The 24,366-nt window shown below is 48.3% G+C and carries 31 protein-coding genes and 1 pseudogene; 15 read left to right on the top strand and 17 right to left on the bottom strand.

Translation table 11 applies throughout. The features are described from left to right. Positions 1-164 precede the first annotated feature (164 nt). From ACQG1K_RS23995 to ACQG1K_RS23985, 3 genes are all read left to right on the top strand, one after another. Complete coding sequence (locus ACQG1K_RS23995; protein WP_003030308.1) at positions 165-1,403, top strand: IS110 family transposase; 1,239 nt, start codon at positions 165-167, stop codon at positions 1,401-1,403. A gap of 475 nt (positions 1,404-1,878) precedes the next feature. After that, a complete protein-coding gene (locus tag ACQG1K_RS23990; RefSeq protein ID WP_001515348.1) occupies positions 1,879-2,451 on the top strand; it encodes a cytochrome b/b6 domain-containing protein in 573 nt (190 codons plus the stop codon). Between the two features lie 199 nt (positions 2,452-2,650). Then, complete coding sequence (locus ACQG1K_RS23985) at positions 2,651-3,574, top strand: cation diffusion facilitator family transporter (RefSeq protein ID WP_000167917.1); 924 nt, start codon at positions 2,651-2,653, stop codon at positions 3,572-3,574. Between the two features lie 121 nt (positions 3,575-3,695). On the opposite strand, the pseudogene ACQG1K_RS23980 reads toward ACQG1K_RS23985, so the two are convergent. Further along, positions 3,696-3,812, bottom strand: a pseudogene (locus ACQG1K_RS23980) (hypothetical protein); the annotation flags it as partial. A gap of 24 nt (positions 3,813-3,836) precedes the next feature. Here ACQG1K_RS23980 and relB point away from each other — a divergent pair. The 3 genes from relB (at position 3,837) to ACQG1K_RS23965 (ending at position 4,592) form a co-directional block, all read left to right on the top strand. Then, positions 3,837-4,076 carry a type II toxin-antitoxin system antitoxin RelB gene (relB, locus tag ACQG1K_RS23975; protein ID WP_000534858.1) on the top strand — a complete coding sequence of 80 codons (240 nt, stop codon included), beginning with the start codon at positions 3,837-3,839 and terminating at the stop codon, positions 4,074-4,076. Continuing rightward, complete coding sequence (relE, locus tag ACQG1K_RS23970) at positions 4,076-4,363, top strand: type II toxin-antitoxin system mRNA interferase RelE (protein WP_000323025.1); 288 nt, start codon at positions 4,076-4,078, stop codon at positions 4,361-4,363. Before relB ends, relE begins: the two co-directional genes overlap by 1 nt. A 70-nt stretch (positions 4,364-4,433) precedes the next feature. Further along, a complete protein-coding gene (locus ACQG1K_RS23965; protein ID WP_064758473.1) occupies positions 4,434-4,592 on the top strand; it encodes a type I toxin-antitoxin system Hok family toxin in 159 nt (52 codons plus the stop codon). Positions 4,593-4,825: 233 nt separating this feature from the next. On the opposite strand, the gene ACQG1K_RS23960 is transcribed toward ACQG1K_RS23965, so the two are convergent. From ACQG1K_RS23960 to ACQG1K_RS23915, 10 genes are all read right to left on the bottom strand, one after another. Beyond that, a complete protein-coding gene (locus tag ACQG1K_RS23960; RefSeq protein ID WP_044255297.1) occupies positions 4,826-5,032 on the bottom strand; it encodes a hypothetical protein in 207 nt (68 codons plus the stop codon). A 39-nt stretch (positions 5,033-5,071) separates the two neighbouring features. After that, positions 5,072-5,422, bottom strand: coding sequence for a hypothetical protein (locus ACQG1K_RS23955; RefSeq protein WP_032610485.1), 351 nt, complete (start codon positions 5,420-5,422; stop codon positions 5,072-5,074). 23 nt (positions 5,423-5,445) lie between these two features. Beyond that, positions 5,446-6,015: a hypothetical protein gene (locus tag ACQG1K_RS23950; protein ID WP_032610483.1), complete on the bottom strand. Its 570-nt coding sequence runs from the start codon at positions 6,013-6,015 to the stop codon at positions 5,446-5,448. Between the two features lie 44 nt (positions 6,016-6,059). Then, complete coding sequence (locus ACQG1K_RS23945; RefSeq protein WP_032610481.1) at positions 6,060-6,392, bottom strand: DUF5417 domain-containing protein; 333 nt, start codon at positions 6,390-6,392, stop codon at positions 6,060-6,062. Between the two features lie 124 nt (positions 6,393-6,516). Further along, positions 6,517-6,765 carry a hypothetical protein gene (locus tag ACQG1K_RS23940; protein WP_050596976.1) on the bottom strand — a complete coding sequence of 83 codons (249 nt, stop codon included), beginning with the start codon at positions 6,763-6,765 and terminating at the stop codon, positions 6,517-6,519. A 59-nt stretch (positions 6,766-6,824) separates the two neighbouring features. After that, on the bottom strand, positions 6,825-7,379 hold the full coding sequence (locus ACQG1K_RS23935) for a hypothetical protein (protein ID WP_015063016.1): 555 nt from the start codon (positions 7,377-7,379) through the stop codon (positions 6,825-6,827). 185 nt (positions 7,380-7,564) lie between these two features. Further along, complete coding sequence (locus tag ACQG1K_RS23930) at positions 7,565-7,846, bottom strand: hypothetical protein (protein WP_032610524.1); 282 nt, start codon at positions 7,844-7,846, stop codon at positions 7,565-7,567. Between the two features lie 117 nt (positions 7,847-7,963). Continuing rightward, on the bottom strand, positions 7,964-8,380 hold the full coding sequence (locus tag ACQG1K_RS23925; RefSeq protein WP_032610480.1) for a hypothetical protein: 417 nt from the start codon (positions 8,378-8,380) through the stop codon (positions 7,964-7,966). Continuing rightward, positions 8,380-8,634 (bottom strand): hypothetical protein, encoded by a 255-nt coding sequence (locus tag ACQG1K_RS23920; RefSeq protein ID WP_032610479.1) that lies wholly within the window; start codon positions 8,632-8,634, stop codon positions 8,380-8,382. Before ACQG1K_RS23920 ends, ACQG1K_RS23925 begins: the two co-directional genes overlap by 1 nt. Positions 8,635-8,644: 10 nt before the next feature. Further along, positions 8,645-9,028, bottom strand: a complete 384-nt coding sequence (locus ACQG1K_RS23915) for a hypothetical protein (protein ID WP_050596975.1) — start codon at positions 9,026-9,028, stop codon at positions 8,645-8,647. A 1,174-nt stretch (positions 9,029-10,202) separates the two neighbouring features. Between ACQG1K_RS23915 and ACQG1K_RS23910 the strand changes: the two genes are divergently transcribed. The 9 genes from ACQG1K_RS23910 to ACQG1K_RS23870 all read left to right on the top strand — a co-directional run bounded on the left by ACQG1K_RS23910 (position 10,203) and on the right by ACQG1K_RS23870 (position 15,531). Further along, on the top strand, positions 10,203-11,408 hold the full coding sequence (locus ACQG1K_RS23910; RefSeq protein WP_032610476.1) for a DNA-binding protein: 1,206 nt from the start codon (positions 10,203-10,205) through the stop codon (positions 11,406-11,408). A 64-nt stretch (positions 11,409-11,472) separates the two neighbouring features. Then, the gene (locus tag ACQG1K_RS23905) at positions 11,473-11,754 is read left to right on the top strand and encodes a hypothetical protein (protein ID WP_032610475.1); all 282 of its coding nucleotides are present in this window, start codon (positions 11,473-11,475) and stop codon (positions 11,752-11,754) included. Between the two features lie 378 nt (positions 11,755-12,132). Beyond that, complete coding sequence (locus ACQG1K_RS23900; RefSeq protein WP_032610474.1) at positions 12,133-12,429, top strand: hypothetical protein; 297 nt, start codon at positions 12,133-12,135, stop codon at positions 12,427-12,429. A 49-nt stretch (positions 12,430-12,478) separates the two neighbouring features. Continuing rightward, positions 12,479-12,916 carry a hypothetical protein gene (locus ACQG1K_RS23895; RefSeq protein ID WP_015063013.1) on the top strand — a complete coding sequence of 146 codons (438 nt, stop codon included), beginning with the start codon at positions 12,479-12,481 and terminating at the stop codon, positions 12,914-12,916. 81 nt (positions 12,917-12,997) lie between these two features. Then, entirely contained in the window at positions 12,998-13,543 is a 546-nt protein-coding gene (locus tag ACQG1K_RS23890; protein ID WP_032610473.1) for a hypothetical protein, read from the top strand. A 45-nt stretch (positions 13,544-13,588) separates the two neighbouring features. Continuing rightward, positions 13,589-13,825 carry a DUF905 family protein gene (locus tag ACQG1K_RS23885; protein WP_032610472.1) on the top strand — a complete coding sequence of 79 codons (237 nt, stop codon included), beginning with the start codon at positions 13,589-13,591 and terminating at the stop codon, positions 13,823-13,825. Between the two features lie 537 nt (positions 13,826-14,362). Beyond that, positions 14,363-14,503 (top strand): hypothetical protein, encoded by a 141-nt coding sequence (locus ACQG1K_RS23880; protein ID WP_154591402.1) that lies wholly within the window; start codon positions 14,363-14,365, stop codon positions 14,501-14,503. 266 nt (positions 14,504-14,769) lie between these two features. Further along, a complete protein-coding gene (locus ACQG1K_RS23875) occupies positions 14,770-15,084 on the top strand; it encodes a hypothetical protein (RefSeq protein ID WP_015063011.1) in 315 nt (104 codons plus the stop codon). Positions 15,085-15,171: 87 nt separating this feature from the next. Continuing rightward, the gene (locus ACQG1K_RS23870; RefSeq protein WP_015063010.1) at positions 15,172-15,531 is read left to right on the top strand and encodes a hypothetical protein; all 360 of its coding nucleotides are present in this window, start codon (positions 15,172-15,174) and stop codon (positions 15,529-15,531) included. 32 nt (positions 15,532-15,563) lie between these two features. Here ACQG1K_RS23870 and ACQG1K_RS23865 read toward each other — a convergent pair whose 3' ends face one another. Genes ACQG1K_RS23865 through mobH form a run of 6 tightly spaced genes read right to left on the bottom strand, consistent with a single transcriptional unit; the run spans position 15,564 to position 24,359 of the window. Further along, entirely contained in the window at positions 15,564-16,292 is a 729-nt protein-coding gene (locus ACQG1K_RS23865; protein WP_015063009.1) for a nuclease-related domain-containing protein, read from the bottom strand. 1 nt (position 16,293) lies between these two features. After that, the gene (locus ACQG1K_RS23860; protein ID WP_032610470.1) at positions 16,294-17,475 is read right to left on the bottom strand and encodes a S49 family peptidase; all 1,182 of its coding nucleotides are present in this window, start codon (positions 17,473-17,475) and stop codon (positions 16,294-16,296) included. Between the two features lie 12 nt (positions 17,476-17,487). Beyond that, positions 17,488-18,150 (bottom strand): DUF4400 domain-containing protein, encoded by a 663-nt coding sequence (locus ACQG1K_RS23855; protein ID WP_015063007.1) that lies wholly within the window; start codon positions 18,148-18,150, stop codon positions 17,488-17,490. Next, the gene (locus ACQG1K_RS23850; protein WP_015063006.1) at positions 18,137-19,240 is read right to left on the bottom strand and encodes a hypothetical protein; all 1,104 of its coding nucleotides are present in this window, start codon (positions 19,238-19,240) and stop codon (positions 18,137-18,139) included. Before ACQG1K_RS23850 ends, ACQG1K_RS23855 begins: the two co-directional genes overlap by 14 nt. Continuing rightward, positions 19,240-21,324, bottom strand: coding sequence for a conjugative transfer system coupling protein TraD (traD, locus tag ACQG1K_RS23845; protein ID WP_015063005.1), 2,085 nt, complete (start codon positions 21,322-21,324; stop codon positions 19,240-19,242). Before traD ends, ACQG1K_RS23850 begins: the two co-directional genes overlap by 1 nt. Beyond that, complete coding sequence (gene mobH, locus ACQG1K_RS23840) at positions 21,324-24,359, bottom strand: MobH family relaxase (protein ID WP_015063004.1); 3,036 nt, start codon at positions 24,357-24,359, stop codon at positions 21,324-21,326. Before mobH ends, traD begins: the two co-directional genes overlap by 1 nt. Positions 24,360-24,366 lie beyond the last annotated feature (7 nt).

Raw genomic sequence — 24,366 nt, 5'->3', positions numbered from 1 at the left:
ACGAATATTGAGCGAGAATCACGTGATGATCGCCGCTTTTCTTTCGAGCCAGTGGGTGCTCCACGTTCGCTAACGAATACTCAGGGCATGCAGATAAACTGCTGGCTATATTTCTTTCGAAGAGCGTGGAATGCATACCAATCCCCGATAAAAAGGAGTTGGTGATGACTGCGACTAATCAATTTGCTGCGCACGTTGGTCTGGACTGGGCAGATAAAAAGCACGATGTCTGTGTTCAGTTTAAAAACGGTGAACGCACATTCCATGTGATTGAACATACGCCGGAAGCACTTGATGTCTGGCTTACCGAGTTACACCAGAAGGTAAAAGGCAGGATCGCTATCGCCGTTGAGCTGAAGAAAGGTCCCGTGGTGTATGCTCTTCAGAAATATCCATTTATCACCGTTTTCCCCGTCCACGCTTTGTCCCTGGCTCGTTACCGGCAGGCCTTCTCGCCCAGCGGCGCTAAAGATGACCCGCAGGATGCCGAGCTGGCATTAGAGTTAATGCTGCGTTATCCCCAAAAGATAAAAGCCATTGAACCCGACAATGCGGATATCCGGTTACTCCAGCAACTGGTTGAGCAGCGCCGTCAGCTGGTTGAAGATAAACGCCGTTTTGTGAACCGGATAATCAACACACTTAAACAGTATTATCCTCAGCCACTGGAGTGGTTCTCACATCGGGGTAGCTTACTATTGTGTGAGCTGATTATCCGGTGGCCCAGTCTGCAACAACTGAAACGAGCGAGGCGCGACACGATCCGCAACTTTCTGAATGCCAAAGGTGGCCGCGCAATGGCTCTTACCGAGCAACGTGTTGCGAGTATTGATAACGCGATCCCATTGACTACAGACCCGAGCGTTATAGAGGCTAATGCTTTGATGGCAACAGCACTGGCGACACAAATTAAAGTCGTGAGTGAAATCATCAAAACCTATGACGAACGAATCGAAGCGTTGTTTGACACATTGCCAGATGCGGAGCTGTTCAAATCACTTCCGGGCATGGGGCCGTGTATGGGCCCACGAATGCTTGCTGCACTTGGTGATAACCGTGACCGGTTTAACAGCGCTGAAGAAATTCAAAACTACGCAGGTATTGCACCGGTGACAGAACGAAGTGGCCAGAAATCCTGGGTTCACTGGCGATGGCAGTGTGCCAAGTTCGTCAGGCAAACCTTTGTTGAATGGGCTGCCAAGACGGTTAATTCATCATACTGGGCCAGACTGTATTATCAGGGCCTCAGAGAGAAGGGCAAATCTCATCAGTCTGCGATCCGGGCACTGGCGTTCAAATGGATAAGGATCATTTACCGCTGCTGGAAGGCCAGAACCCAGTACGATGAAGCAAAATATTTGCTGGCTCTCGAAGCGCGCCACTCGCCCTTACTGAAGCCATAAAAAGCTTGTCGAATGTCTCAGGGCGTGAAGCGGACATTGCAGACTGCCCAGTAGAAAAAGTGCTATCAGAATTATCTAAAGGAAGATCGTATTTACCATGTCTCATTCTAACTGTTTAATAAATTACAAAAATTAAAATTTCCATTTAATATCATCGCGTTAAGCAAGAGAATTAAACCTCTCATTTAATTTATGATTCTTATTTAATTCATGAGTTGGTGTAAAAATAGGTTGCCGCACTATAGAAAGACACATATTTAAACCCAGCAGGAAATCATATTTGAAAGTAATGTGTTTAAGGGGCTGCGTAACAAGAACAGCAAGTAAACACATAGTAATAACAGTTACCATTCCCATTTCGCAAGTGGCCATATCAGAGGTGAACTAATGCCTGCTGCAATTTTAAGAATTAAGGTTATCCTAATAATTCTTTTGTATGATTAAGATCATCGATAAATTTACTAAGGACTCATTAATGAAATTGCGACTCTGGAATCTATTACCCCATGATTACGCTCCTTTTTTTCGTATTCTTCACATCATTGTGGCATTTCTAATATTATCACAAATTATTAACTCTAATCTGACAGAGACCGAAGCAATTGGTGAACATAGTCTTGAAGGAGTTATAACCTGGATGCACATTATTTCAGGGTTAGGACTGATTATTTGTGGTTTTATTATGTTAAGTTGGATGCTTACTCAAAGAGGTTTTACTTATTATTTTTCATGGGTAGGGCTTGACTTTAGTGGTATTAAGCAAGATATAAAAACGTTGACTAGTTTCCGACTGCCCGATGCACATTCGGGAGGTATTGCCAGTACAATCCAAGGATTTGGAGTTCTAGCATTGCTAATTGTAGCACTTTCAGGTGGCCTATGGTTCTTGTTGAATACCATGCAGTCAAATCTGGCTGAAACAGTAATCCACTGGCATAAGTTCTTTACTACTTTCATTGAGGTCTATTTTTATGCACATGGTGCAATGGGAGTTTTGCATATTTTAATTGAAAAATATAAAAGCCGCTCAGTTAACCTAAGTGACTAATCTGTTGTGAGATAATATTACTTCAAGTTGAAGAAAACCCTAAAAATAAAATTTAGTTTACTAGAAGATGAAACAGCACTTGCAGAGACTTTTTAATTAAATTTAATAAAAACGAAAAAATATTCATGGCGAAATGATTGTTTAATTATCTATCATGGATAGAAATGTGAGTTAGTCGTCCTATTTTAGGAAGTTAATAATGACTAAAACAAAAGGGTTACCTCGTCCGCTGACGCACTACGCTTGGCTTTCCATTGCCACGGCTATTGCCACTATCGGACTCAAAGGTGTGGCGTGGAAAATGACCGGTTCGGTCGGTCTGCTATCTGATGCCATCGAATCCGTAGTTAACCTCGCAGGAGCCCTAATGGCGCTCTGGATGCTGACCTTGGCTGCGCTTCCGGCCGATGAGAACCATGCATATGGGCACGGCAAAGCCGAATATTTCTCGAGTGCTTTCGAAGGATTTCTGATCCTATTGGCGGCAGCCAGTATCGCCTATACCGCAGTTGAGCGGATGTTAACTCCACAGCCGCTTGAGGAGATTGGTCTCGGATTACTGGTTTCAACAGTCGCATCAATCCTTAATTTTGTGACGGCTCGCATTTTGTTAAGGGCTGGCAGGCAGCACAACTCTATCACTCTTGAGGCAGATGCTCATCACCTGCTGACCGATGTCTGGACGTCGGTCGGTGTCATTTTTGGTGTCGGACTGGTTTATCTGACCGGCTGGTTTTGGGTCGATCCGATCGTTGCATTGCTGGTCGCAGCCAACATCGTTTGGACTGGTTATCAGCTTATGAGTCGTTCAGCTGCAGGTCTGATGGACGTATCGCTACCCACGGAAGAACTCAAAAAAATCGAGTCACTGCTGGCAGGATATCGTGAACAGGGGCTTGATTTCCATGCACTACGTACACGCCAGGCTGGCGGGCGGGCGTTTATGACAATGCACATCCTAGTTCCTGGGCGATGGACTGTTCAATATGGGCACGACTGGGCCGAGCGTATAGAGAATGATATCCGCACCGCACTGCCTTTTATCCATATCACCACTCATGTGGAACCGTTGGAAGATCCCGCGTCAATGAACGACCAAACGCTCGACATTTCTGATCACTAAACTAACCACATGTCGCTGGTCGGGCAGGGTAACAAACCTCGCTCTACAAAAATTTCAGGTATTCTCTATAATTCTGAGGGTACTTGATGTGACCTGCGCCCAATTGTTGGGCACGCAATATTTTTAAAAAGTCCGCTTCTGGCACAAAGCGGACAGTGATCACCGTTCTTACGACTACTTTCTGACTTACTTCGTGACTTGCCCTAAGCATGTTGTAGTGCGATACTTGTAATGACATTTGTAATTACAAGGGGTGTAAGACATGGGTAGCATTAACCTACGTATTGACGATGAACTTAAAGCGCGTTCTTACGCCGCGCTTGAAAAAATGGGCGTAACTCCTTCTGAAGCGCTTCGTCTCATGCTCGAGTATATCGCTGACAATGAACGCTTGCCGTTCAAACAGACACTCCTGAGTGATGAAGATGCTGAACTTGTGGAGATAGTGAAAGAACGACTTCGTAATCCTAAGCCAGTACGTGTGACGCTGGATGAACTCTGATGGCGTATTTTCTGGATTTTGACGAGCGGGCACTAAAGGAATGGCGAAAGCTGGGCTCGACGGTACGTGAACAGTTGAAAAAGAAGCTGGTTGAAGTACTTGAGTCACCCCGGATTGAAGCAAACAAGCTCCGTGGTATGCCTGATTGTTACAAGATTAAGCTCCGGTCTTCAGGCTATCGCCTTGTATACCAGGTTATAGACGAGAAAGTTGTCGTTTTCGTGATTTCTGTTGGGAAAAGAGAACGCTCGGAAGTATATAGCGAGGCGGTCAAACGCATTCTCTGAACCAAAGCATGACATCTCTGTTTCGCACCGATGGTGACACTTCTGCTTTGCGTTGACAGGAGAAGAAGCCATGAAACTGCCGAACCAACCCGTTGTTTTGTGCGTATTGATAGTATGTCTTACGCTGTTGATATTCACCTGGCTTACGCGCAATTCGCTCTGCGAACTGCGGCTGAAAGACTGTACGCGGGAAGTGTCGGCTGTGATGGACTACGAATCCGGTAAGTAGCTGAAAGAGGGGGGGTAACCCCCCTCGATTCAGATGTGGCCAGCAAGCCAATAGCACCTTTAGAAAAGGGTTTCTCCGGTCGGGGAAACCCTTTTTTCCTTCCGTTCGGTGGCAGACCGCCACTCAATTACCCAAGGCATTCAACAGTCTCAGTGGAATACCGTCGGATTAAAATTCTCCCCAGAACGGCTGCGGCTCGCACTGGGTACCTCCTCCTGCGTCCTGTTTAATTCTCAACGCCTCAATTTTTCGAGGACCCGCCGCAATTTCCGAACCTGGCTGGTCGTGGAGAGAGTACTGGTTTGTGGATGACATGCACTGGTCTTCTCATTGGGCTGTAGCTCATAGGACATAGCCAGTGCGGTCAGTGCTTCTTCAGCATCCAGCAGAGCTTTAATGGCCGTCTGGCGCATCTCTGCACGGCGTTCAATTATGGTCATGTTTGTCCTTGCTGCATCCGGTAAAATGACGCCGGGTATTCAGTCTTTCACGTTTTTCAGAATGGCCTGGCGGCAGGCATTCCAGATCGTCTGGGCATTCGCATCGCAGTCCACGAACCCGCCGCATTCCTGATAGATGACCTGGTAGACGCTGTCTGGGATCTTCTCCGGTACAACCGGGGAAAAGATGCTGACGGATGCCTTTCCTTCGGCGGCGTCACAGACGGCGTCCAGATGATTCGCCATCCATTCGGTTAAATTCAGATCCTCCTGAATTGCCTGCGCCTTATAGCGTTCTTTTCTTGTTACAGTGGCACGCATCTGAATTTGTACGCTCGCAGGCTCTTCGCCCTTCATCGCATTCTGAAGTGCAGATTTGGGCTGTTTCATCTTCGTTTTCATTTTCAATCGCACTATTTGGAAAGCGGCTTGTCTTCAGTGGGCTGAACCGGGGCTGTCTCCCCCGGCGTAACCAGCACACCAGCTTCACTCAGCACATGTCTCCACTGCTCATCCCGGTAGGCCGTTGCGGCGTCGGCAGAATCAAAGCATTGGTCGCAGGGCGGACAATTTACGGTAACCAGGCTCACTACCGGCTTAACGTAGTACGCTCTTCCCCGTGGATAATCTTTTCCACAAGGGGCATAGAGCTCCTCGTCCCCACCAACACGGCGGAGGTGGAATTCTGGTTGCTGGCTGGCCTGCTCGGACAGCTTCACGGATGCCGTCTGCCAAGCTGCGATAGCCCGGGTCATGTCGCTTTCATGCCTGGCAAGATCTGCATCCCGGCGAGCCAGTAGGTGCGCGATAATATTGGCTTCATCGTAATTGATGACCGCCATTAGTTGACGGGTCGCTTCATCCCAGTCCTGTACTGCGGAGCCATCCAGTGGATTAGCGAGGTGCGCCTGGTATGTCGTACGGTAATTTGCGGCAGCACCTTCCAGCTGGTGCAGTTTTTCATCCGATAGTTGTTCGGTCATTGCACAGTTCCTTTTAGATGCAGGCTCAACGCTTGCATTAAAATTCATGCCGTCTGTTTGGCTGCGGCTTTACGCTGGGCGGCGATATGGGCGGCAATCTGCTTTTTGAGGCGCTTATAGTCAGCCCTGAAGCGTGCCACGTCATCGATCTCAATCATGTACCCGCAGCTGTAACCGGCATGCCCAAACGCATCGTCATCTTCGTAGTTTGGACAGTGATCGCTTTCCCAACCCGCTGCATCCAGCAATTCATCAATAGCGACGAGGTGTGCCCTGGGCGCATTCTCAATGATGAAGTAGAGCGAGCGACCCCAGAAGTGGCTGCGGGTACCTTCGATAACAGCAGTGTCGTTCGTGGTCTGGCGGGAAAGTTTCATTGGATACTCCTTTGCCCGGAGCCGCCGGGGCGGGGGTGTGATGTTCACACCTTGTGTTTGCAGTATGCGGTCCTTTTCAGGCAACCGGGAAAGTAACTTTTCGCTGCTGCTGGTGGACTGTCGCCTATTGCTCGCCAGCCTTTTTCTTTAGATAGTTTACGTCTGACTCATCACATACCTGATCCATATGACGCTGAATCCATGCCGAGATAGTCAGGCCATTACGCTTCGCCTCACGGACATAGCGTGATTTTTTCTCCGGGGTCATACGCATCTGGACCAGTGCCGTTGCTTTGTCGGCCTCATCTTTTTTCGCGTTATCGTTGCCCTTCATATGGATCGCGTTAACGTGCTTTTCATTGTTATCGGTCATAGTGTTCTCGGTCAAACAGAGCCGCGTAGTGCGGCTCCCAGGGGGAGAGTGCAGCCGTGTCATGTCGCTGTTGAAACCGTCGGGTCAGGGGCCAGTCCTGTGGCGAGGTTTACGGAAACGTTCTGCACGTTAGAATGAATTGTCTGGTCAGGCTGTTGGTCTGTATTATGGACGACGGTGTCTGATGGATTGTCAGCCATTCGAACAAGATCACCGGCCATAACTTCGTGCCGATGATCAAGCATGACTACGCCAGTCCGTGCCTGGGCACGGGGTGTGCCGTTAGCGCTGCGGATGAATGCACTTCGAAATCCCGTCACGGTACGAACAGTACCCTTGTCCAGGACCCGCTGGCCCGACTCCAGAGTCTCAGCTGCGGCCGCATGAAATTCCGCCACGGCAGCAGCAAACCACTTTTCGAAACGGGGAGCAATGGTCTTCACGGCAAGCGAGGTACAGGAATAGACCTGTTCAACCTGCTTAGAACCGTTTTTATCGGTAAAGGCGATAATGCCGATTCGGCCACAGTTAACGGTGTAGAAGGTTGGTCTGAAGCCGTTGGTGAGGAGTGATTTAACAGCTGAGAAGAAAGCGGATTTAAGCATCGGTTTCATGGGGTTATCCTGTATGCCCGGAAACGCCGGGGCGTGCGGCCAGAGTGCCGCTGTGTGATTAAATATACAGAATCAGAGTTGTTTTGTCAATACAAAACAACGGGTGCTTTTTCCACCTGATAGCTGTATTTATTTTTTAAATCAGACTGTTAAAGTTGTAATGCGCAGTGCAGCAGCGGGCTGAGTCAGCCCACCGAGATCACCGCCGTTGTGGCTAACTCCTGCCCACGCCCGGTCAGCCGTACGCGATAGAAACAGCTCTGTTCTAACCCACTTTTCAGAGTGAACTCAATCAGGCCCAGCCGGAAGAGGGGCGGCAGACTGGGGGCATTAACCGGAAAATATCCCAGCGTACTGAGGCAATCTGGACGCTGCTCCATCCCTTTCTTTCCGTTGCCCTGCATCAGGTAGCGGGTTCCGGTATTCAGCCGACGCAGAGTATAAATTTGGGCGTTAGTCAGCGTCATGATCATCGCCCTCTTCAGTGGAAGAGCTGACCGGCTGTTTCCAGCCGCAGTGACAGTCCTGTAGCGTTCCATCCCCCCCTTCAAGGTACGCCAGGCACTCGGGGCAATACAGCTTCATTACCACGGGACCACCTCGACATGTTCACCCAGCCAGGCCAGCTTCTCGCGAAGCAGTTCGGCGGCATTCATCTGGTCTTCGGCCCAGAATGGAGCGAGTCCCATAAATTCGCACCAGTACGCCAGACCGGATTTTCCGTCGTCCCGGTAAGTCCAGACCGCCTGGCCGTGACCCACGCCGGAGTCGACGGTTACATACAGCCCGGGCATGCATTCACAGGGCTCCTCGCAGTCGCAGGTGCCACTCTGGACCACGCGTACTCGTCTCAGCTTCACTGCGGTACGCAGGCGCAGGAGCTCCTCCAGCGCATCAGCGTCGAATTTCGTCGTGCTGACAAGGGTGTTTGCACTGGTTTTACGCAGCGCCTGAATACGGGTGCGAAGCGCATCGTTGCTGATAGTAGCCTTAATCATCATTATTCCCCCATCTCACCCAGCTGCTTGCGGATTGAAACGCTTTCCGCACGGAGTTCATCTTGTTTTGCCAGCAGGAAACGTTTTACAAGCGCCATCGCGTCCAGAAATTCAGTGGGCTCACATTCAACCCGTTCGCACACGCTCTGAACGGCTTCCGTCACCAGCGGCATTACGTCCAGCGCTGTCTGCATTTCCGAAATCACAGAGGAGTTGCCTGCGTAACGGGTTGCCAGTGACAGAGTCTCTTTGCTCATGGATCGCTCCTTATGCCGAGACCGGACGGACAAACAAGTCATGCGCCCCATCTGCCAGCGGCTCGCAGTAATCACCGAAACCGTCTGGCACAATGCTGCCATCGGCCACGATGCAGGAAGCCACCGGTTTCTGTGCCCGGTACGCTGCCAGTTCGGCTGCGTCGACTTTCGCGCCATCGGTCAGGTCAAAATGCAGATCGTCATACGCAGAGCCGTTCAGCTCTTCTTCCAGACTGATAGCCGCATTCAAGGTAGCCAGCGCATCAGCGACGTCACGTGAGTTGATTTTTGCGTCGCGCAGCTCTAGCTCAAAGGCCAGTTGCAGGCGGCGTACAGCGACGATGTGGGACTTATGCTGGGACAGACGAATGAGGGTGTCGATATCGTGGGTCATGATGCTTACCTTATGCCCGGAAACGCCGGGGCGTTGGTGCGGATGCCGCGCCATGGGATTACTATGATCTTCTGAACTTCTATTGTCAATACAATAGAAAACAACGTTTTGAGGATTTTTTATACAGGACGGATGCTGCGGTAAATTCAGTTGCACACAGTCATTAGCCCCTGCATTTACAGAAGATGGAGGCGGTTTAATCCAGGAGCTGACATCTTGATATGGACGCCAGCCGTCACAGCATGATTCTGCCCGGGGACACCGCGCCGAGTGTGACCTCCCGCAGACGGAAGAAGAGCGGGGGAGAATGTGCCCCTTCTCCCTGCGGTGGTCGCTGGGTTCAATATAGGATTGAAATTCCCCGCTTATCGACCAGATGTGGCATGCGAACAGGGTAGAATACTATTCCGGATTCACGAATTATCAGCGCCAGCCGGTGACCCGCTGACGTACCCGCTGCAACCTGTGCCGAAGGTGTCGACATGATTAAAAAGGAATGTATGAAAGAACGTACACAATCCCCGGGTGAGTCGTTTGCTCACGCTGAGTTTATGGAGAAAGTCTTTACCAACTTACGGATGTTTTGTGACGCCGAATACCGACGGTTAGCCACAGGTGAGAAAGAAACCCAACAGTCGCAACCGGAAAAGACCATACATTCGCATTATCTCGTGTAAGACCCATGCCGCCGTATCCTTTCCCGATGGCCGGGCAGATTTAGCCTGGCCCGATTTTAATTCCCTCATTCTACCTGCCCCGCGTTGAGATGTTCGACAGTGATCCCGGTTATTCTTTTATAGCGATAGATAGATTGCCATTCCATATTTTGGAAAAGTAACTTTAGATGCCTTGTGACGCCGCAGTTCCCCTCTTACTCATCTTCCCTTCAGCGCATGTAACACCTTTCATGCTGACGGTTCTGCATTATTGTGGGTTCTTGCAGACGGAAAAGTAACTTTTTCGATAAATTCCGGCTTTTTGGTACCCGATTTCACACTAAAGTTAAATTTGGCCTCCTTAGCGAAAAATTAAAACGGACGGATCACGTACTATTACCACGGGAAAAAAAGTTACTTTTTTTTTCGCCTCAGGTTATTAGGAAATGAATCGAACCTGGTATTGTTGTGTTGTAGCGAACAACCACCCTAAACGAAAATTTAAAAGGAAGGCCACAATGTCCACTATCGAAAATGATGTAAAAACCGCTAACAACGATATCAGCCTGCGCACTTACCTGGAGCGTTCCGGTAACGGCGCACGCAAAAGCAATGGTCTGGTCATCAACCCGGCAGTGGTCGAAGAGGAAGAAGGTTTTAACACCCGTACCGCTGGCATGGGAGAAAGCTACTACTCCTTACCCCACGTGGTAGCCCACCTGAACAGTCTTAAAGAGTCCTATAAGTCTGAGCCTTTAAGCGTACCAGCTATCGTCGTGCAGGTTCTGAATGGTCGTCCTGTTCTGCGTCAGGGGGCATGTCGTATCCGCGCCGCCGCTATGGCAAACATCGAGCTGGCAGAGGAAGGGCGTGAACTGATTTCGTTAATTCGCTGCGAGGAGTTTCGCGGTAGCCGCGCCAGTGCCGAACAGTTTACGCTGGACGGTAACTCTAATCTGGCTCTGTCTGTCGTGGCTGAGGCGCTCTCCATCAAACGGATGGTCGAAGATGCTGAAGAACCTAAAACGTTCGCAGAACTGGCCAAGCGTCGCGGTAAAACAGAACAGCACCTGCGTCAGATGGTTCGCGTCCTGGACCTGCCTGAAGCCCTCCAGGTTATGCTGGTGACAGGGGAAGTGAGCATGTATGTCGCGCTGGATGAATATCTCTACAGCGGCGATAAGGCCGTGAATAATATCACCAAAGCCATCGACGTCTATGGCAAGGCTACGGCCAAAACCCTTAAATTCGTCAAAGCTGGCAACATTGATGCAGCCATGCAGCCGAAAGCGCCGGTCGTGCAGGAAACGAACGCAAACACCCCTGAAACCACCGTGACGGAACAAACATCCGTCGAAGGTACTACGGATGAGACCACCCCGCCGCAGCTGGTGGACGGGAATGTTGGGACCAACCCGGAGCCAACTCCGGAAAACACCCCGGAGCCGAAGGCGAAAGATCCGATCAAAACGCCAGAGCCTAAAACTGTATCGGTCTCCAGCGTACTCAACAAAAAGACCGTGACGACGATTGCGGACACGGCAATCCCGCTTTTTTCGCGTATTGCGGAAGAAGCAGAACAACGTGCCGCTAAGAACCTCAGCGACGATACGTACACCTTAGTGCTGACCAATGATGAGATGAATGCCATCTGTGAAGCCCACGGCAATCTCACGCAGTACCTGCGTAAGCATGCCGAAAAGCAGCAACAGGGCCAGGCATGATTTTCTGACCGACCCTCCACCCGGTAGGGTCGGTTACCACCACAGGTCAAGGAGAAACAGGGTAATGAAGAATATCGCGATCAACGTCAGCACGAAGGCACCATTGCAGACAGTTAAGGACCCTGTGACCCGGGTCAGCATTCAGTGTACGGCGAAGGATGAGAAGGGCGAAGACGTGGAAGTGAATATTCTCGATCTGGAGCAGCACCACACCACCAACGAAATTAAAGTGACTTTTGGCGGCTCCCCCTCCCAGGCGCTGACCATGCTCAGCCGGGTGATGGACGTGCTGCAACAGCAGGCGGACGCAGAGCTGCAACTGAATTCTTACGCTCGTTTGCAGTAAACGTAAAAGGTGAATGATCCGTTTTAATAAGTACCTGCAAACCCCATGGATACCGATTTGACGAATGGCACACCCATTTATAAATCTTAACCGCCACTGAACAGGCAATAAACAGAGTTATTGTGAACTTACATCCGAGGGAAAATAGGTGGCTACCAGCTTTTAGGATGGTGATATTCAAATAACTGCAAAATTACGAATTAGCAAGCGTATTGTAGGGAATACATAATGGTAGAATAAGATATGGTTTTAATAATTTACAACGCTTAAATCCACATTCGTCCATATTTAATATTTATGGGAATTTAAAAATATATTCAGTGTAGGTTATTAGCTAGCAGGTCGAATTTTATATAATACCAAAAAACAGGAGGTATTATGAAAACCAGTCTGGCTTACGCATCTAATTGTTCCGACGCTCTCTATTCCTTTATTTACAAGGCACTGCAACAACGCTCAGGTGCCGAAAATGAAAGTCTCTATCAGCAGGCTATTTCAGCGTGCCGTACTCCGAAGCAAAAAAAGAAAATGGCCGGTTACTACGCCGGTCCGTGGCAGATGCTGTTTAACGCCTGGTGTTACAACCGCCTACCCAACATTGCCGTACTGCCCGTGTTGGCACAGCAGTGCTTATCCTTTTTGCAGTGCGAAGAACTGATCGCCGACTGGCACTAATCACATTATGTCCTGCTGGTGGATGCTGGCAGGTCTGGAGTACCTTTAAATGTACAGATATGACAGGAACCGGCAGTCGTTCAACCTGGTCAATGCGCTTCAGCCGGTCTATCGCAACAACGGTGGCGGTTTGTTTGAGTTCGACCGCAGGAAGCAACATGAAACGGCTGATCTCATCTTCGAGGCACTGACGTTTTCCCAGGCGCCCGAACTGGAGCTGGCGAAATTTGTCCGTCTTAAATCTGTGCGCCGAATTGCACAGTTTGACGACGGTGAAGTGCGCTATGGCGTTCACGTTGAACTGGCCGACGCTGTTGATAATAATTCCTTCAGAATTTTCAAAGATGATAATACAGGTGGATTTGATTTTTATTTATTTTCTACTTCAAATAATGAAGCAGAGCTTGTCCGCTTTAATCTGGATGTCTGTGGTATTCATTTACAGGACATTTTTGAACGGTCAACCGGCTTGTGTCTGTCGTACTGAATTATTTATTAAATATTTCACTTCAGGTTATTAGCCACGAAACCGGTTGTGGAATAATAATAAAAAACGACGAGGTGAAATATGAAAAATCTTAATATTCAGATTAACGACATCGCAGCAATTAACACACTTGGTGGATCAATGCTGGCGGATATCATCGCCACCCAATATAAAGTAATTGGTGATAACAAAGACACTGCGGAAATGCCTATGCCGTGTATTGCTTACGGGCAGACCCCTGCAAATATCGACCCAGGCGTCTTCATCAACCGTGTGTACTGCTTGGACAGTCAATCGCTAAGTGCCAGCCTGCGTTACGAGCTGTTTAACGGACTTGCGAACCAGGCGTTTACCTTCTTCTGCCAGTCGGGCTGGTACGGTGCATTCCGGGTGGTGTCTTTCCGTGATAACGGACCTGCCGGACTCCTTAATATCGGCATTGTCCATGAGAAGGTGTTAAACGAATTTTGCGCCGATTTTCCCCGGGCTAATGTCAGCGAAACCGGCTTTAACTGCGGCATGACATTTGACCAGATCCGGATGTTTATTTCAGACCGGGCCTATCAGATGCCGCTCTACAACAACCAAGATCACTTCGTTAAACTCGCGAAACGCCTTGTGGCCTGACACCCAGTGCCAGGCTCAGGCCTGGCCATTATGAAGGAAATGCCCATGAGCGGATTTTTCAGCAACGAATCACCGTTATCACTGGCTCAAGCCCGCGCCGTTGCCGCCGGTTACCAGAACGTCTTTATCGAAAACCTCCAGCCAGCAGGCCATTTCCAGATTGCCATCCGTAATCATCGCGACCACGATCGCCAGCTGATCTGGCGTAACTGGAATTATGAACCCGATGCCTATGATGCGCTCAATAGCCACCTGCAAAGCCACGGACTGAAGGCCAGCTGATCAGCACAAGAACCCGGTAACTCCGGGTTTCTTTTTATGGACTCAGCTGTCAGTGCTGGCAAACGGGGAAGGGAGTCTGGGTCTGCCCGGGGCCCACAGCTGGTGGTATAAGTCTGACCCGCATGCAGATGGTTTCGCCCGGTGCCGAGATGGCGCCGGGGAACTGAAAAGGTATCTTGCATCCGGAAAGAAATCGTCGTGACCTCCCGACCTGCGTGTAGATATGCCTGGCGGATGCCTGCGGTGTGTCGTCTGTAACTGAACTGAGCCATCTTAATTCGCGATCGAGAGAAAAGGGACGTGCTAGCAAAAATTAAGCGCGAGGGACTTTGATATAAATACTCAGACAATTAACGATGACTCACAGGATTTCACTGGTGCTTATGATTCTCCATATTGTTTTAACCCTCTATGTGGTTGTATGTCTTTTCTGCTGTCTATTTTTGAGAGCCCGTAATAAAAAGGCACTTTGCCATTCCCAGACCGAAGGGCGTCGGTATACGCAGGATAGTAAGAGAGGGGGGATTGCCGACGGAAATGGTTCCTTCTTTACCCCCGATACCTCAGGCGGTGATGGTGGATGTGGGGGTGGTGGTGACGCTGGTGGCGGATGTGGGGGTGGTGGTGATTGATGCTGTTCGCAGGCGTCCGCTGGTGGGGAGCTATCGACATTGGTAATTTTGACGGTTTTTTTCGTAAAGGTTGCGGCCGTGGGCTCTGGCTGGTGGGGCGTGAAGTCAGAGAATCTAAATTAAATCCGTCGTGCAGAAAAGTACCTTTTCTGAATCTGTCAGACGCATCCGGAAAGAAAATATCTCTCGGGGCAGCAAAGGCACGCCGGAGGTGATTTGCAGATTCAAGCGGGAAAGTCTATTTTTCATGCACCGAACCTATTTGGGCTGGGACGGAACCTGGTATAATGGACACATACAAAGGAGGGCATTATGAATACTTTTCTTTACGTACTGGTAGGCTGGATTGTCGTGCTGTATCTGGTTAATAAAGTGCGCGAAAAACGCAGCAAAGCGAAAGCGGTTAAAATCCTGGTGAAACGCAATGGCGTTTATCAAGAAGTGGATGCCGTAATGTTGCCCAAATACCAAGGCAGCGATGTGAGTACAGTTAAGACAGGCAATGAATCAGCCTCGCAATGGTTGAATAAAGAGGATGATATTACTGAACCGGAGTACTACAGTGGCGCTTCATTATTGAAGGCAACGAGAGATTTTGAAGCTCAACAAATGGAACAAAAATTCTAGCTACACTAGCCAGTTTTCACGACTAGGAACTGTTAGTTGAACCCTATTCATTCAGATTTAATAGGGTTGGACGGGAGGAGTTTAATAATGACAACGGCCAACGTAACCACCACTACTATCTACCGCTCCGATGATATTGTGCCTTTTCGTCGGCCACAGGGCGTTCTGGATAATCGTTATATGCCGCAGGCTTATGCTCTGGTACGGAACTGGGCCAGCAAACCAGCGGAGTACGGTTCTGGTGTTCTGGCAACCTACAGACAGGCGGTAGTTAATCTTGCGTATCAGGTTAAAGGGACTCGTGTGATTTTAATTCTGGTTCCCATTGAATGTGAGCCGGTTGGCGTAATCATGACTGACACAGTCTTATGGCCGTCGCTACCCATTGGGGAGGTCATGCAAATTATGCAGGAAGCATGGCAAAATATTCCGGTGTTGAATCCATAAAAAAGCCCCGCATAAATTAGCAGGGCTTTTTTTTACTTTGTCGAACCGAATATTTTACCCGGTAGATTCCGAAGAAAGCGCAAAAGGTTATAGGTAATACGCTGCTCCAATCGCATAGTTGTTTTGTATCTGGTGGTAACGTTGTGGATATGGTCCAGATCAGTATAAAGGCCAGGAGGCTTTCTCTTTAACTTCAGCTCCCCACGGATATAACTTACTGCCTCAGGCTTGAATACAGTTAACTGGCGCCGCTCAGTGACTTTCCGAACAAAATCACCCATACCCATGCAAAGCCAGTCTGGCTTCTCACCTTCAAACTTGCAGGGCCCGTTAATGATGACAACATTGATACACTCCAGTTCGCTGGCGCGTAATGTAGACTGAATGGCCTTGATGTGACCGTAGTTTTGCCTGAACGGGTTTTGTAACTTTAGTGTCCCTGACGATTTCCATTTTCGCCAGTGGCTTTCATCCAGCTTCCCATAGAGCTTTCCAGCATAGTTCTTCTGCTCGATGACGTAGAGCCCATGAGAGGCGATAAGGACGTGATCAATCTGCGTGGTGCCAGTGGCACTAACCGGCAGAGTTAAATCGCTCAGAAGGCCTTCTGCATCATCAGGAAGGTACGCTTCAATTTGCTTGGCCGTCCTGCGTTCAGCAATGGCTGACGATACGAATCCCATCAAGCAATAAAGCACAATGAGTACCAGGGCAATAATACTTATTGCTATCACCCGCCACGCCATCAGGATCACGTCCATCTTATTTCACCGTCGGATAGCTGGTGGCCTGAACAGAATCAAGTAACCGGGAGGTTGTGCCCGCCAGCGTTTCGATGTTGGTTGACAGGCTCATTAACATACCGAGCGCGGAGCGAAGCGATCGTTGCGGCTCGTTGTACGTTTTGAATGTAGTGGTCGAATACATTTGAGACAGACGCGAACGGACCTCGACTGGTGTCAGGTCACCGTCGATGAGACCGTACTGGATTGCTTGCTGCGTTGTCCATACCCGGCCGGAATACAGAGCGACAGCATTTGCCTCCGGGCGGCTAATTAGTTTGTTACCCCGGCCTTGCTCAACGTCCGAAATAAATTTTTCATGCATGGAATCCAGGATTTGCTTCTGCATAAAATCCCGGGTGGCCTCGGAAAGCGGATGATAAGGGTCGAGTGCAGCTTTAAATTCCCCTGCTGTGAGCGGCTCATTTTTAACACCGACCGTATCCATGACGCGGGACAGGTTCCAGTGATCCATTCGTATGCCGATCGAGCCGGTCAGAGCGCTGCTATCTGCATAAATGGCGTCAGCAGGGGACACGGCGTAGTAGCACGCTGAAGCACAAATGCCTTTGACGCTAACGATAATAGGCTTATAGCTGGTTTCCATATCGGCAATGAAACGGCCACTCCCGGCGGAGAGGACCTCCAGGGTATTGCGTTTCGATTGTTCGGCATTGATATCGTCCTGCGAGCGTGAAGCACTGGTATCACCCGTATTACGGGTCTTGCTTGCGGATTCCGCATGTGAAATACGTTCAATCTTCTGCTGGTGGCTTCGAAGTGCATTAATCTGGCGATAAATAATAATCGCGTCTGAAGGTCCGCCACCACCTGACTCCGCCTCGATAATGACAGCTTTGGCATGCGGGTTGTTGTACGCTTTTGCCAGTGCTGCGGCTATCACAGAACCGTCACCGGCCTCTGACCCGGTGCCCATTTCTCCCGATATGCGCACGACGGCAATATGATCCATTCGTCCTTCTGATTCCTGATACTTATCGTAAATATTAAAGGCCGAAACCCCTGCTGCTGCTAATGCCAGAAGGGAAATAACCACTTTTGAGGTGGTATGGATTCGGAACATCTTATAAAAACGGTCAGCGTTCTCATCAAGCGATTCTTTGATATTGGCAGGTGACTTCTTATTTTTACGGTTAAACATCTGACCACCTTATTACATAAGTTTTTGAAAGTTAGACCACAAGCGGTTGAGTGCAATTCCCAATATCAGCAATGCGACAGGGGGGAACAGTTGAGCGATATTGTTAAAAAGAGACATATTAGGCATTGAGAGGTAAACAAAGGTTAATGCACCAATTATCCAGAAGGCTCTGAACCAGATCCTGTAAAACTGAACGGTTACATTACCGAAAACGTAACGTTTTAATTTCCATTGATACATGCCGTCAGCGAGCATAGCAATTAAGTAAGGTGAAAACACAATCAGCCAGCCGAGTATCAGATTCCAGCGGAAAATGGACTGATAAATGAGCAAGGGGAGATTCTTTGCCACAGTGTAGTTTACCGATGACATCTTCTCTGCAACGTAATTCAGCCCACGCGCAGGTTTCGTCGTTTCCGGGATCAGTATCGTATTCAGATATTCGATCAGCTTATAGTCATTAATCAGAGTCGACAAAGTAGCTTCACTATTTGCAATAACCGACAACCACCGGTCATTAGAAATGAGGCTACGACTGGCGTTCACCTCCTGAGTGATTTGTTGCTTTAGATCGTCAGTATTCTGGAAGCCCAGACTATAAATAAGATAAAGCATCATCCCTAAAAAAAGCAGTCCTCTGATGAATACTGCCCGTGCAGAATTATCCGCAGCCATTTGCGTCCCTCCACTCCCTGAATAAGTCTAATCGGTCGCCATGGTCACGGTAGTGGCTTCGCCAGATTGTTGGCACACCCAGCAACCAGTGGTATTGCTGCGGGATTATGTGGTTGATCAGGCTGAACTCAGCCAGTTCCTTATGCTCCGGACTTTTCCAATGAATTTGACCGGGTTCAGGAACATAGACACAGGCTTTTTCCTTTGCAGCCTGACGGCTAAACTCAACAAAATTAATCCCCCAGGGCGTCCAGTGTCGGTATCTCCCGGTGATCCCTGTATTAAATACCGGGAGCGTTAGCATGGTGTCTGCGTAGGTTGAGATGACCTTTTTGCACACACAAGGGCTATCAATTTGCTCCCGGTCGAGGTGTGTTAATAGTGCCCGGTCCATAATGTGGTTGAACATATTGGCATACAGCCCGGTCGGGTCGGGCAGGCGGTCAATCGCCGAGATTAGTTTAAATTTGATACGAGAGAGAAACGCCGAGTCTTCTATGGTAAGAATGTGACTTAATGTGGTTTCAGGGTGAATGAGTGGCTTATTGCGTTGTACTTGTTTAAACGTGACGCTGTCAGGCAGCGTAATAAACGCCGATGCAGCACTCGTAAAATTGACAAAATAGGGAAGTAAATAACTCCCCAGCATTTTTGAATTTTTATCAACAAGGCGGCGGCGCTCTTCAGAATTGTCGAATGTAATGCGAAAACCAATAAATTTTCGCTGTCCGTCTTCGCTCGTAAGAAGAGACTGAACCCATTCATCACAAGGTCCCTGAGCTACGGACCAGTAACTTGTTTCATGGTCACCGTATTCATTGCTGGTGGACAGTTCCCCTTGGAGCAGAAAAAGCTCGGAAAGGATAATAGCCAGCGCTGATAAAGACTCAGCATCGTTGTCATGGCAAAATTGCCCCACAGATTTCAAAGCACCTTTTTCAATCCCTGCCAGACGGTCACGAACATCCTGCGAATCGGCAAACTTCAGGCCTAATGACTGCATACGCCGTTTAACAAGCGAACGGCTTTTACTGACTTTCAGAGATGAACTGAAAATTTGATTTTGTGTCAGAGTAATTTGCTCGTCCATCAATGCAATTTCCTTAGATGTTTATTTAAATAGTCTAAACCCACATTCTGACGCAAAGTTACTTTTCCGGCTGGTTTCAGGAACATCTCCAATAATGTTGTATTGGGTCTCATCGAGTTTTCACTTACGGCAATCGGGATCTGCCCGACGACTTTACGACCATCCTGAAGTCTGGCCACAATATGAAATTTTGGAACCTGGCCTAAAAGCTCTTTCGGAATACTTTCTTCCAGCGTTGTTTGCTTTCTTTCTGATATCGAACCAGAGAAGTTATTATGCGGCAAAGTGGTTTCTGATCCTGTCGTATACGTGACCATATTTGTACTAATTGGACTTTTACCAAAGTTTTCTACAACCAGCGTTTGCGTTGGGGTGTCGTTTACCCGCAGGCTAATGTAATTGTTACACAGACCCGTAATACGATTTGCAGTCTCAACGTTTGCTGCTGCAATAAAATCGGAAATGGTTTGCGTGCAAATAAACAATGCAATTTGTGCGGCACGACCCTGAGCGAGTAAGTTTATCATTGAATTGTTGATTGCGGAGTGTGCTTCGTCGACGAAAATACTGATCCTTGAATGTGAGGACATATCACCATCATCAGAGTTATAGCGACTACCCGCGCAGGACGTCAGGTCTGACATTATCAACTGCGAAATAGCCCGGGCGGATTCCGGGTTGGAAAGACCATCGAGCGAGATATAGAGAACACCTCCGGTACTGAATATTCCATCTGAAGTGACTATTTCACGCGAAGTGAGTGAATTAGGTGACGGCGAAAGCAATTCATTCAGTGGTTGTTCGGTCAGACGACTGAACAGCGGCATAATACCCGCTGTCATTTTTGACATGTGCTCAGGATCAGACAAAGAATAATCTACTAACCGGCCGACGGTATCAATCCAATCAATGGGCTCGGCACCTTCATAATTCAAGAAGTGGGCAGAAAACCATTCAACAAGGCGCTTAAAGCGGACTTGTAGAGTATCATTCGAAGAATATTTCACCTTTTCCATCCATACATCGGGCCCGTAGTGCCGTGCATAACAGCATTCCAGAACTTTTACGGTGAGGTTCAGGATTGCCATGTGGCTTTTCATGTTTTTATGAATGAGATATATCGACGGTTTTTTATCCGTGTAAGACAGACCGGTGATCACAGTTGAAACGAGAGCCTCGGCATATTGTACGAATGGGTTAACTTCCCCGGGAACCGAAACCAGACTAAGAAGGCGTGAGGTGAGGTCCGAAACATTGGTATAAGCGTTGCAGACATCAATACACACTGAAGAAGAAGGCTGGGCAGGGTGAAACTTATAAAATGGCAACCCAAGTTCCGCCGCTTCATCCATAAGTGACTGCCGCCAATCTGCGTCGTTCTTTGGATCAATAACCACAATGACGTGGCCTAAATGCAGCATACTGATGCTCAATAACCGCTGAAGGACTGTTTTACCGGTACCGACGTTTCCGGTAATGAGGGTATGGCCGAACCAGTTATCTTCGGTAACAAAAATTGGCGCCCGTTTATCAACAGCAAAAATGGCGTTACTGCCACCCATGGATCTGGCCATCGCCTCAAAATGCCGCGCTATGGGGTTTAGGGCAAATGGCAGGGCTATCTCTCTTTTATCGCTTGAGAGATTGGCAATTTGATACGCGCGATCTGCATGCTCGGGACCCCATTCAAAGCCGTTACAGAAGTAGGTTTTTCTGTCCGGTACCTGACGGTTGGATTTTTTATACTCTTGTACCAGCTGGCGGTACTTTCGCTCGTTAGAGAAAAAGTTACTTTTGTTGATCGACCTGAGCGATTTAAGGCTAATAAACATAATCTGGCGCTGAAACACGCGCCAGTGCGCCATCAAATAAGGGTATGCCGTTTTACAGCGGTACAAACAAACCAAAAGCATGAAGGCAGCGGTATACAAAATGATGGGGGCAATATTCAACCCATCTGATCGAAACCCCATAAACAGCATTATTATGGCGCAAATTAAAAGTACTGAGGCACTTCTGTACTCCAATATCGGCCTGTAAAAGTTTTCCTGGGCGTGCAGGTTGGTCCTTTTTGATTTTGCCATTATAGATTCCCTACATCTTTAAGTGTGTTAATGATTAACTCAATATCGACCTTTGCCCGGTCGGATGCGGCTACCAGAGTTGGCATGTTGAATGCGAAACATTTTGTATTGACTATGGCGCCGGAGGTGACCTGGTATTGAGGAAGCTGGTTAAAAAGCTCAGGCGCATTTAACTGCGTCCCGTATTTTTCAACACATGACTGGGTCAGAAAAAAGGTGTTCTGGGTCAAAACCATGAATCGGTTTTTCCGCTTTCTTTTAAACGACCCAGATAACTTAGTCAGAATGTGGTGAAGCATTGTGGCAATTTCGACGTATTCAAGTTCTGTAACTTCACCGCCACTTAGCAGGGTAAAATCTTCCAGTGTCTCCTTTTCTTCTGCACCAGGTTGGTCAACGGCAATAGGAGCCTGAACTGTGGCAGAGTTGGATCGATTAAAGGCTTCTTTCACTGGAGTCGTGACCGGCGGATTTTCATGCTTCTTCTCTGCTTGAGTGTTTACCGCAAACAGACGAGCCAGGGCCGGAGATAGATGGTTCGCTTTCTCCCCGGCGGGTTCCGATTTTATAGGGTCCTGTGATGACACAGGACTTGTTAAAATTACTTCTTTCCCGGTTGTATTGGGAGCTGGTGGCTCTCTGGTATCCTCAGGATCATTCAATTTACCGGGCGCAACGACCTGGTCTGTTTCATCATGGAATTCGGCGACATCGCTATTTTTCGCCTCAGGCTGGGGGGGTTCAACCACAGAGTTGTCGGCGACTATAAAGTCAGAATATGCCTCACTATCGCTATCTAGGGTTTCTTCCAGCAGGTGGCCATATTGCTCATACTCAGAAGCAGTGACGGTCTCCGGTTCGGAGTGGGCGTTAATCTGTTCAGCTACCGAATTGGCCTCTACAGCCTGGGGGGTATTCAGTCGCGCCGGAGGGAGATCAAGCGGTGTTTGTGGGGGCGAAACCGCTTCGTTTAATGATGGACTTTCAGGGATATCCAACGGCTGGTACATTGACGTATCAAAAAGCGACTTCAGCGTAGAAGTGGTTCGGGGTTCCGAGGTGCTCACCTGAATACCAGCACAGTTATCCCCCAGTTGTATCAGGCGTAGATTGTTTACGTCACGGACTATCCACATACCATCCAGTGATCCATCACGGTACGTCAGCTGGAAAAAGGGCCCATCACAAAATGCCGCCTCATCAATACCAGGGATTAACGCAATAGCAGCATCGAGATTAAGGTAAGGTACGGAATCAATATTAATGACTGCGTTGTGGGGCAGTGGGGCGCTCAGAAGCATTTCATGCAGCTGCTCGACCAGACGCATCTGACTCTGCTCTTCATGTTCCTCTACCCGTTCCTTTTCATCCAAGCCGCCTGTTCCGGCTGTATCTGTTGGCGTAGTAACCTGCGGATCAATAATATCGGTTGCTTTATCCGTGCCAGCCGCCTCCACACTTTCTGTGATGGCTTCAGTATTTTCACTGCTTTTACCGTTGACACTGTCGGCATCAGGGCCGTTCACGAGTTTGAGTCCGTATTGTGGAGTATCTTCAATGGCGTCGCTTACGGTGTCCGTTACTCTGGTAACAGACTCACGACCCGGGACCGGCCTTCTGTATTCTGTTACAGTTTTCTGTTCATCAATATAGATGAAATCTTTATTTGCATTAACGCTGAAGAGGCCCGGAACAGAATCCGGGATTTTATATGAGTCAAAAATTAACCCGATCCAGCGAAGTTTCAGGAGATTATAAAATTCCAGCTTACCGATACCGTTTCGGAAGATGCTGGCTATTTCATTTTCCGAGTATGTCCCGGGAATAAAATAATGAACCACACGCTCATCATCGTAAGGCTCAACATAACCCCGTTGAACCAGCGACTCTACTAGTACAGTTTTACCTGCATCCCCCTGTGGGAAGTTGAACTTGTGGGCCGCAAAATCACTAAGTACAAAGTCGAGGAAGGCGTTTTCATTGAGGTAAACTTCACCGTTTACAATAATGATGTGCATGGGTTTGGATTTATAGTTATTAATATTAATACTGGTGAAGTTATGCTTAATGGTACCTATTGCTCTTGCCGCAGCATCATTCGACCGCAGACCCATTATCGGGTCCCTCAATACATTAAGGTCAGTTCCCGTTGAATAATAATCTGAGGTTCTTACACATTTGGACAGAAAGTCATTGCCATCGTTATAGACATTCAGTGCCGTAACCATTTTTGCATAGACGCGCTCCTTTTTGACACGGTCGAGGAATGACATACAGACCGGATCTAATATTCTCTCAAGGAAAACGCTTGACCATATATTATGTTGGTTATGAATGCGTTTTCGCCAATGTATTTCATATTCGACAACATTGTTTTCACGTGCCCAGTCAAGCAGGCTTTGCGAGCTTGGCGCCCATGTTAAAGTTTCATTCAGATTCAGACTTACTATATCGAGGTCATATACCTTTCCGGCATCATGCACAAGGCCACAGATAAAAGCGGCATAGAGATATACTTTTCGGCGAATGACTTCTTCATCCTGATACCCAATTGGGCGCAATTCAGAATGATTGGCATTTTTTAAAGAAATCATTGCAACTTCCAGGCTATGTGACAACAATCCGCCAATACCATTATGGTGGTGGTTTTCTGAAGCAGGAAGTAAATGAATCCAACGGATGTATTCAATCAATGGTTTTAAAACCAGATTGGTGAAGGTAAAGGCATCCTCACGGATGTCTCCATCACTTATTGCCAGCATCATAGAGATTGAGTGCAGTTTATCTCTGTAAAGAGAAAGAATAGACTGCTCATTAAACGTTTGTATCCCAGCTGGCCGAGTTGGGTACTCAATGAATTTCAGGACTTCAAGATTCGGGTGATCCGGTACAGTGTATTTCTGATCCCCTATAATCTGAGCAAATGGTGAAAGACTCGAAACATCCTTCATCATTAACTCAGCCACATCATTCTCCCTACTGGAGAAGATGCCTAAAACTCTTTGTATACTTAGGAATAGCGCCCTGAAATTCATCAAATAA

This window comes from Enterobacter cloacae complex sp. 402C9 (genome assembly GCF_050030745.1).
In the GTDB taxonomy this organism is placed as follows: Bacteria; Pseudomonadota; Gammaproteobacteria; order Enterobacterales; family Enterobacteriaceae; genus Enterobacter; species Enterobacter intestinihominis.
Note: the sequence above shows the minus strand (reverse complement) of the source record. Positions and strands in the feature narration are given on the sequence as shown.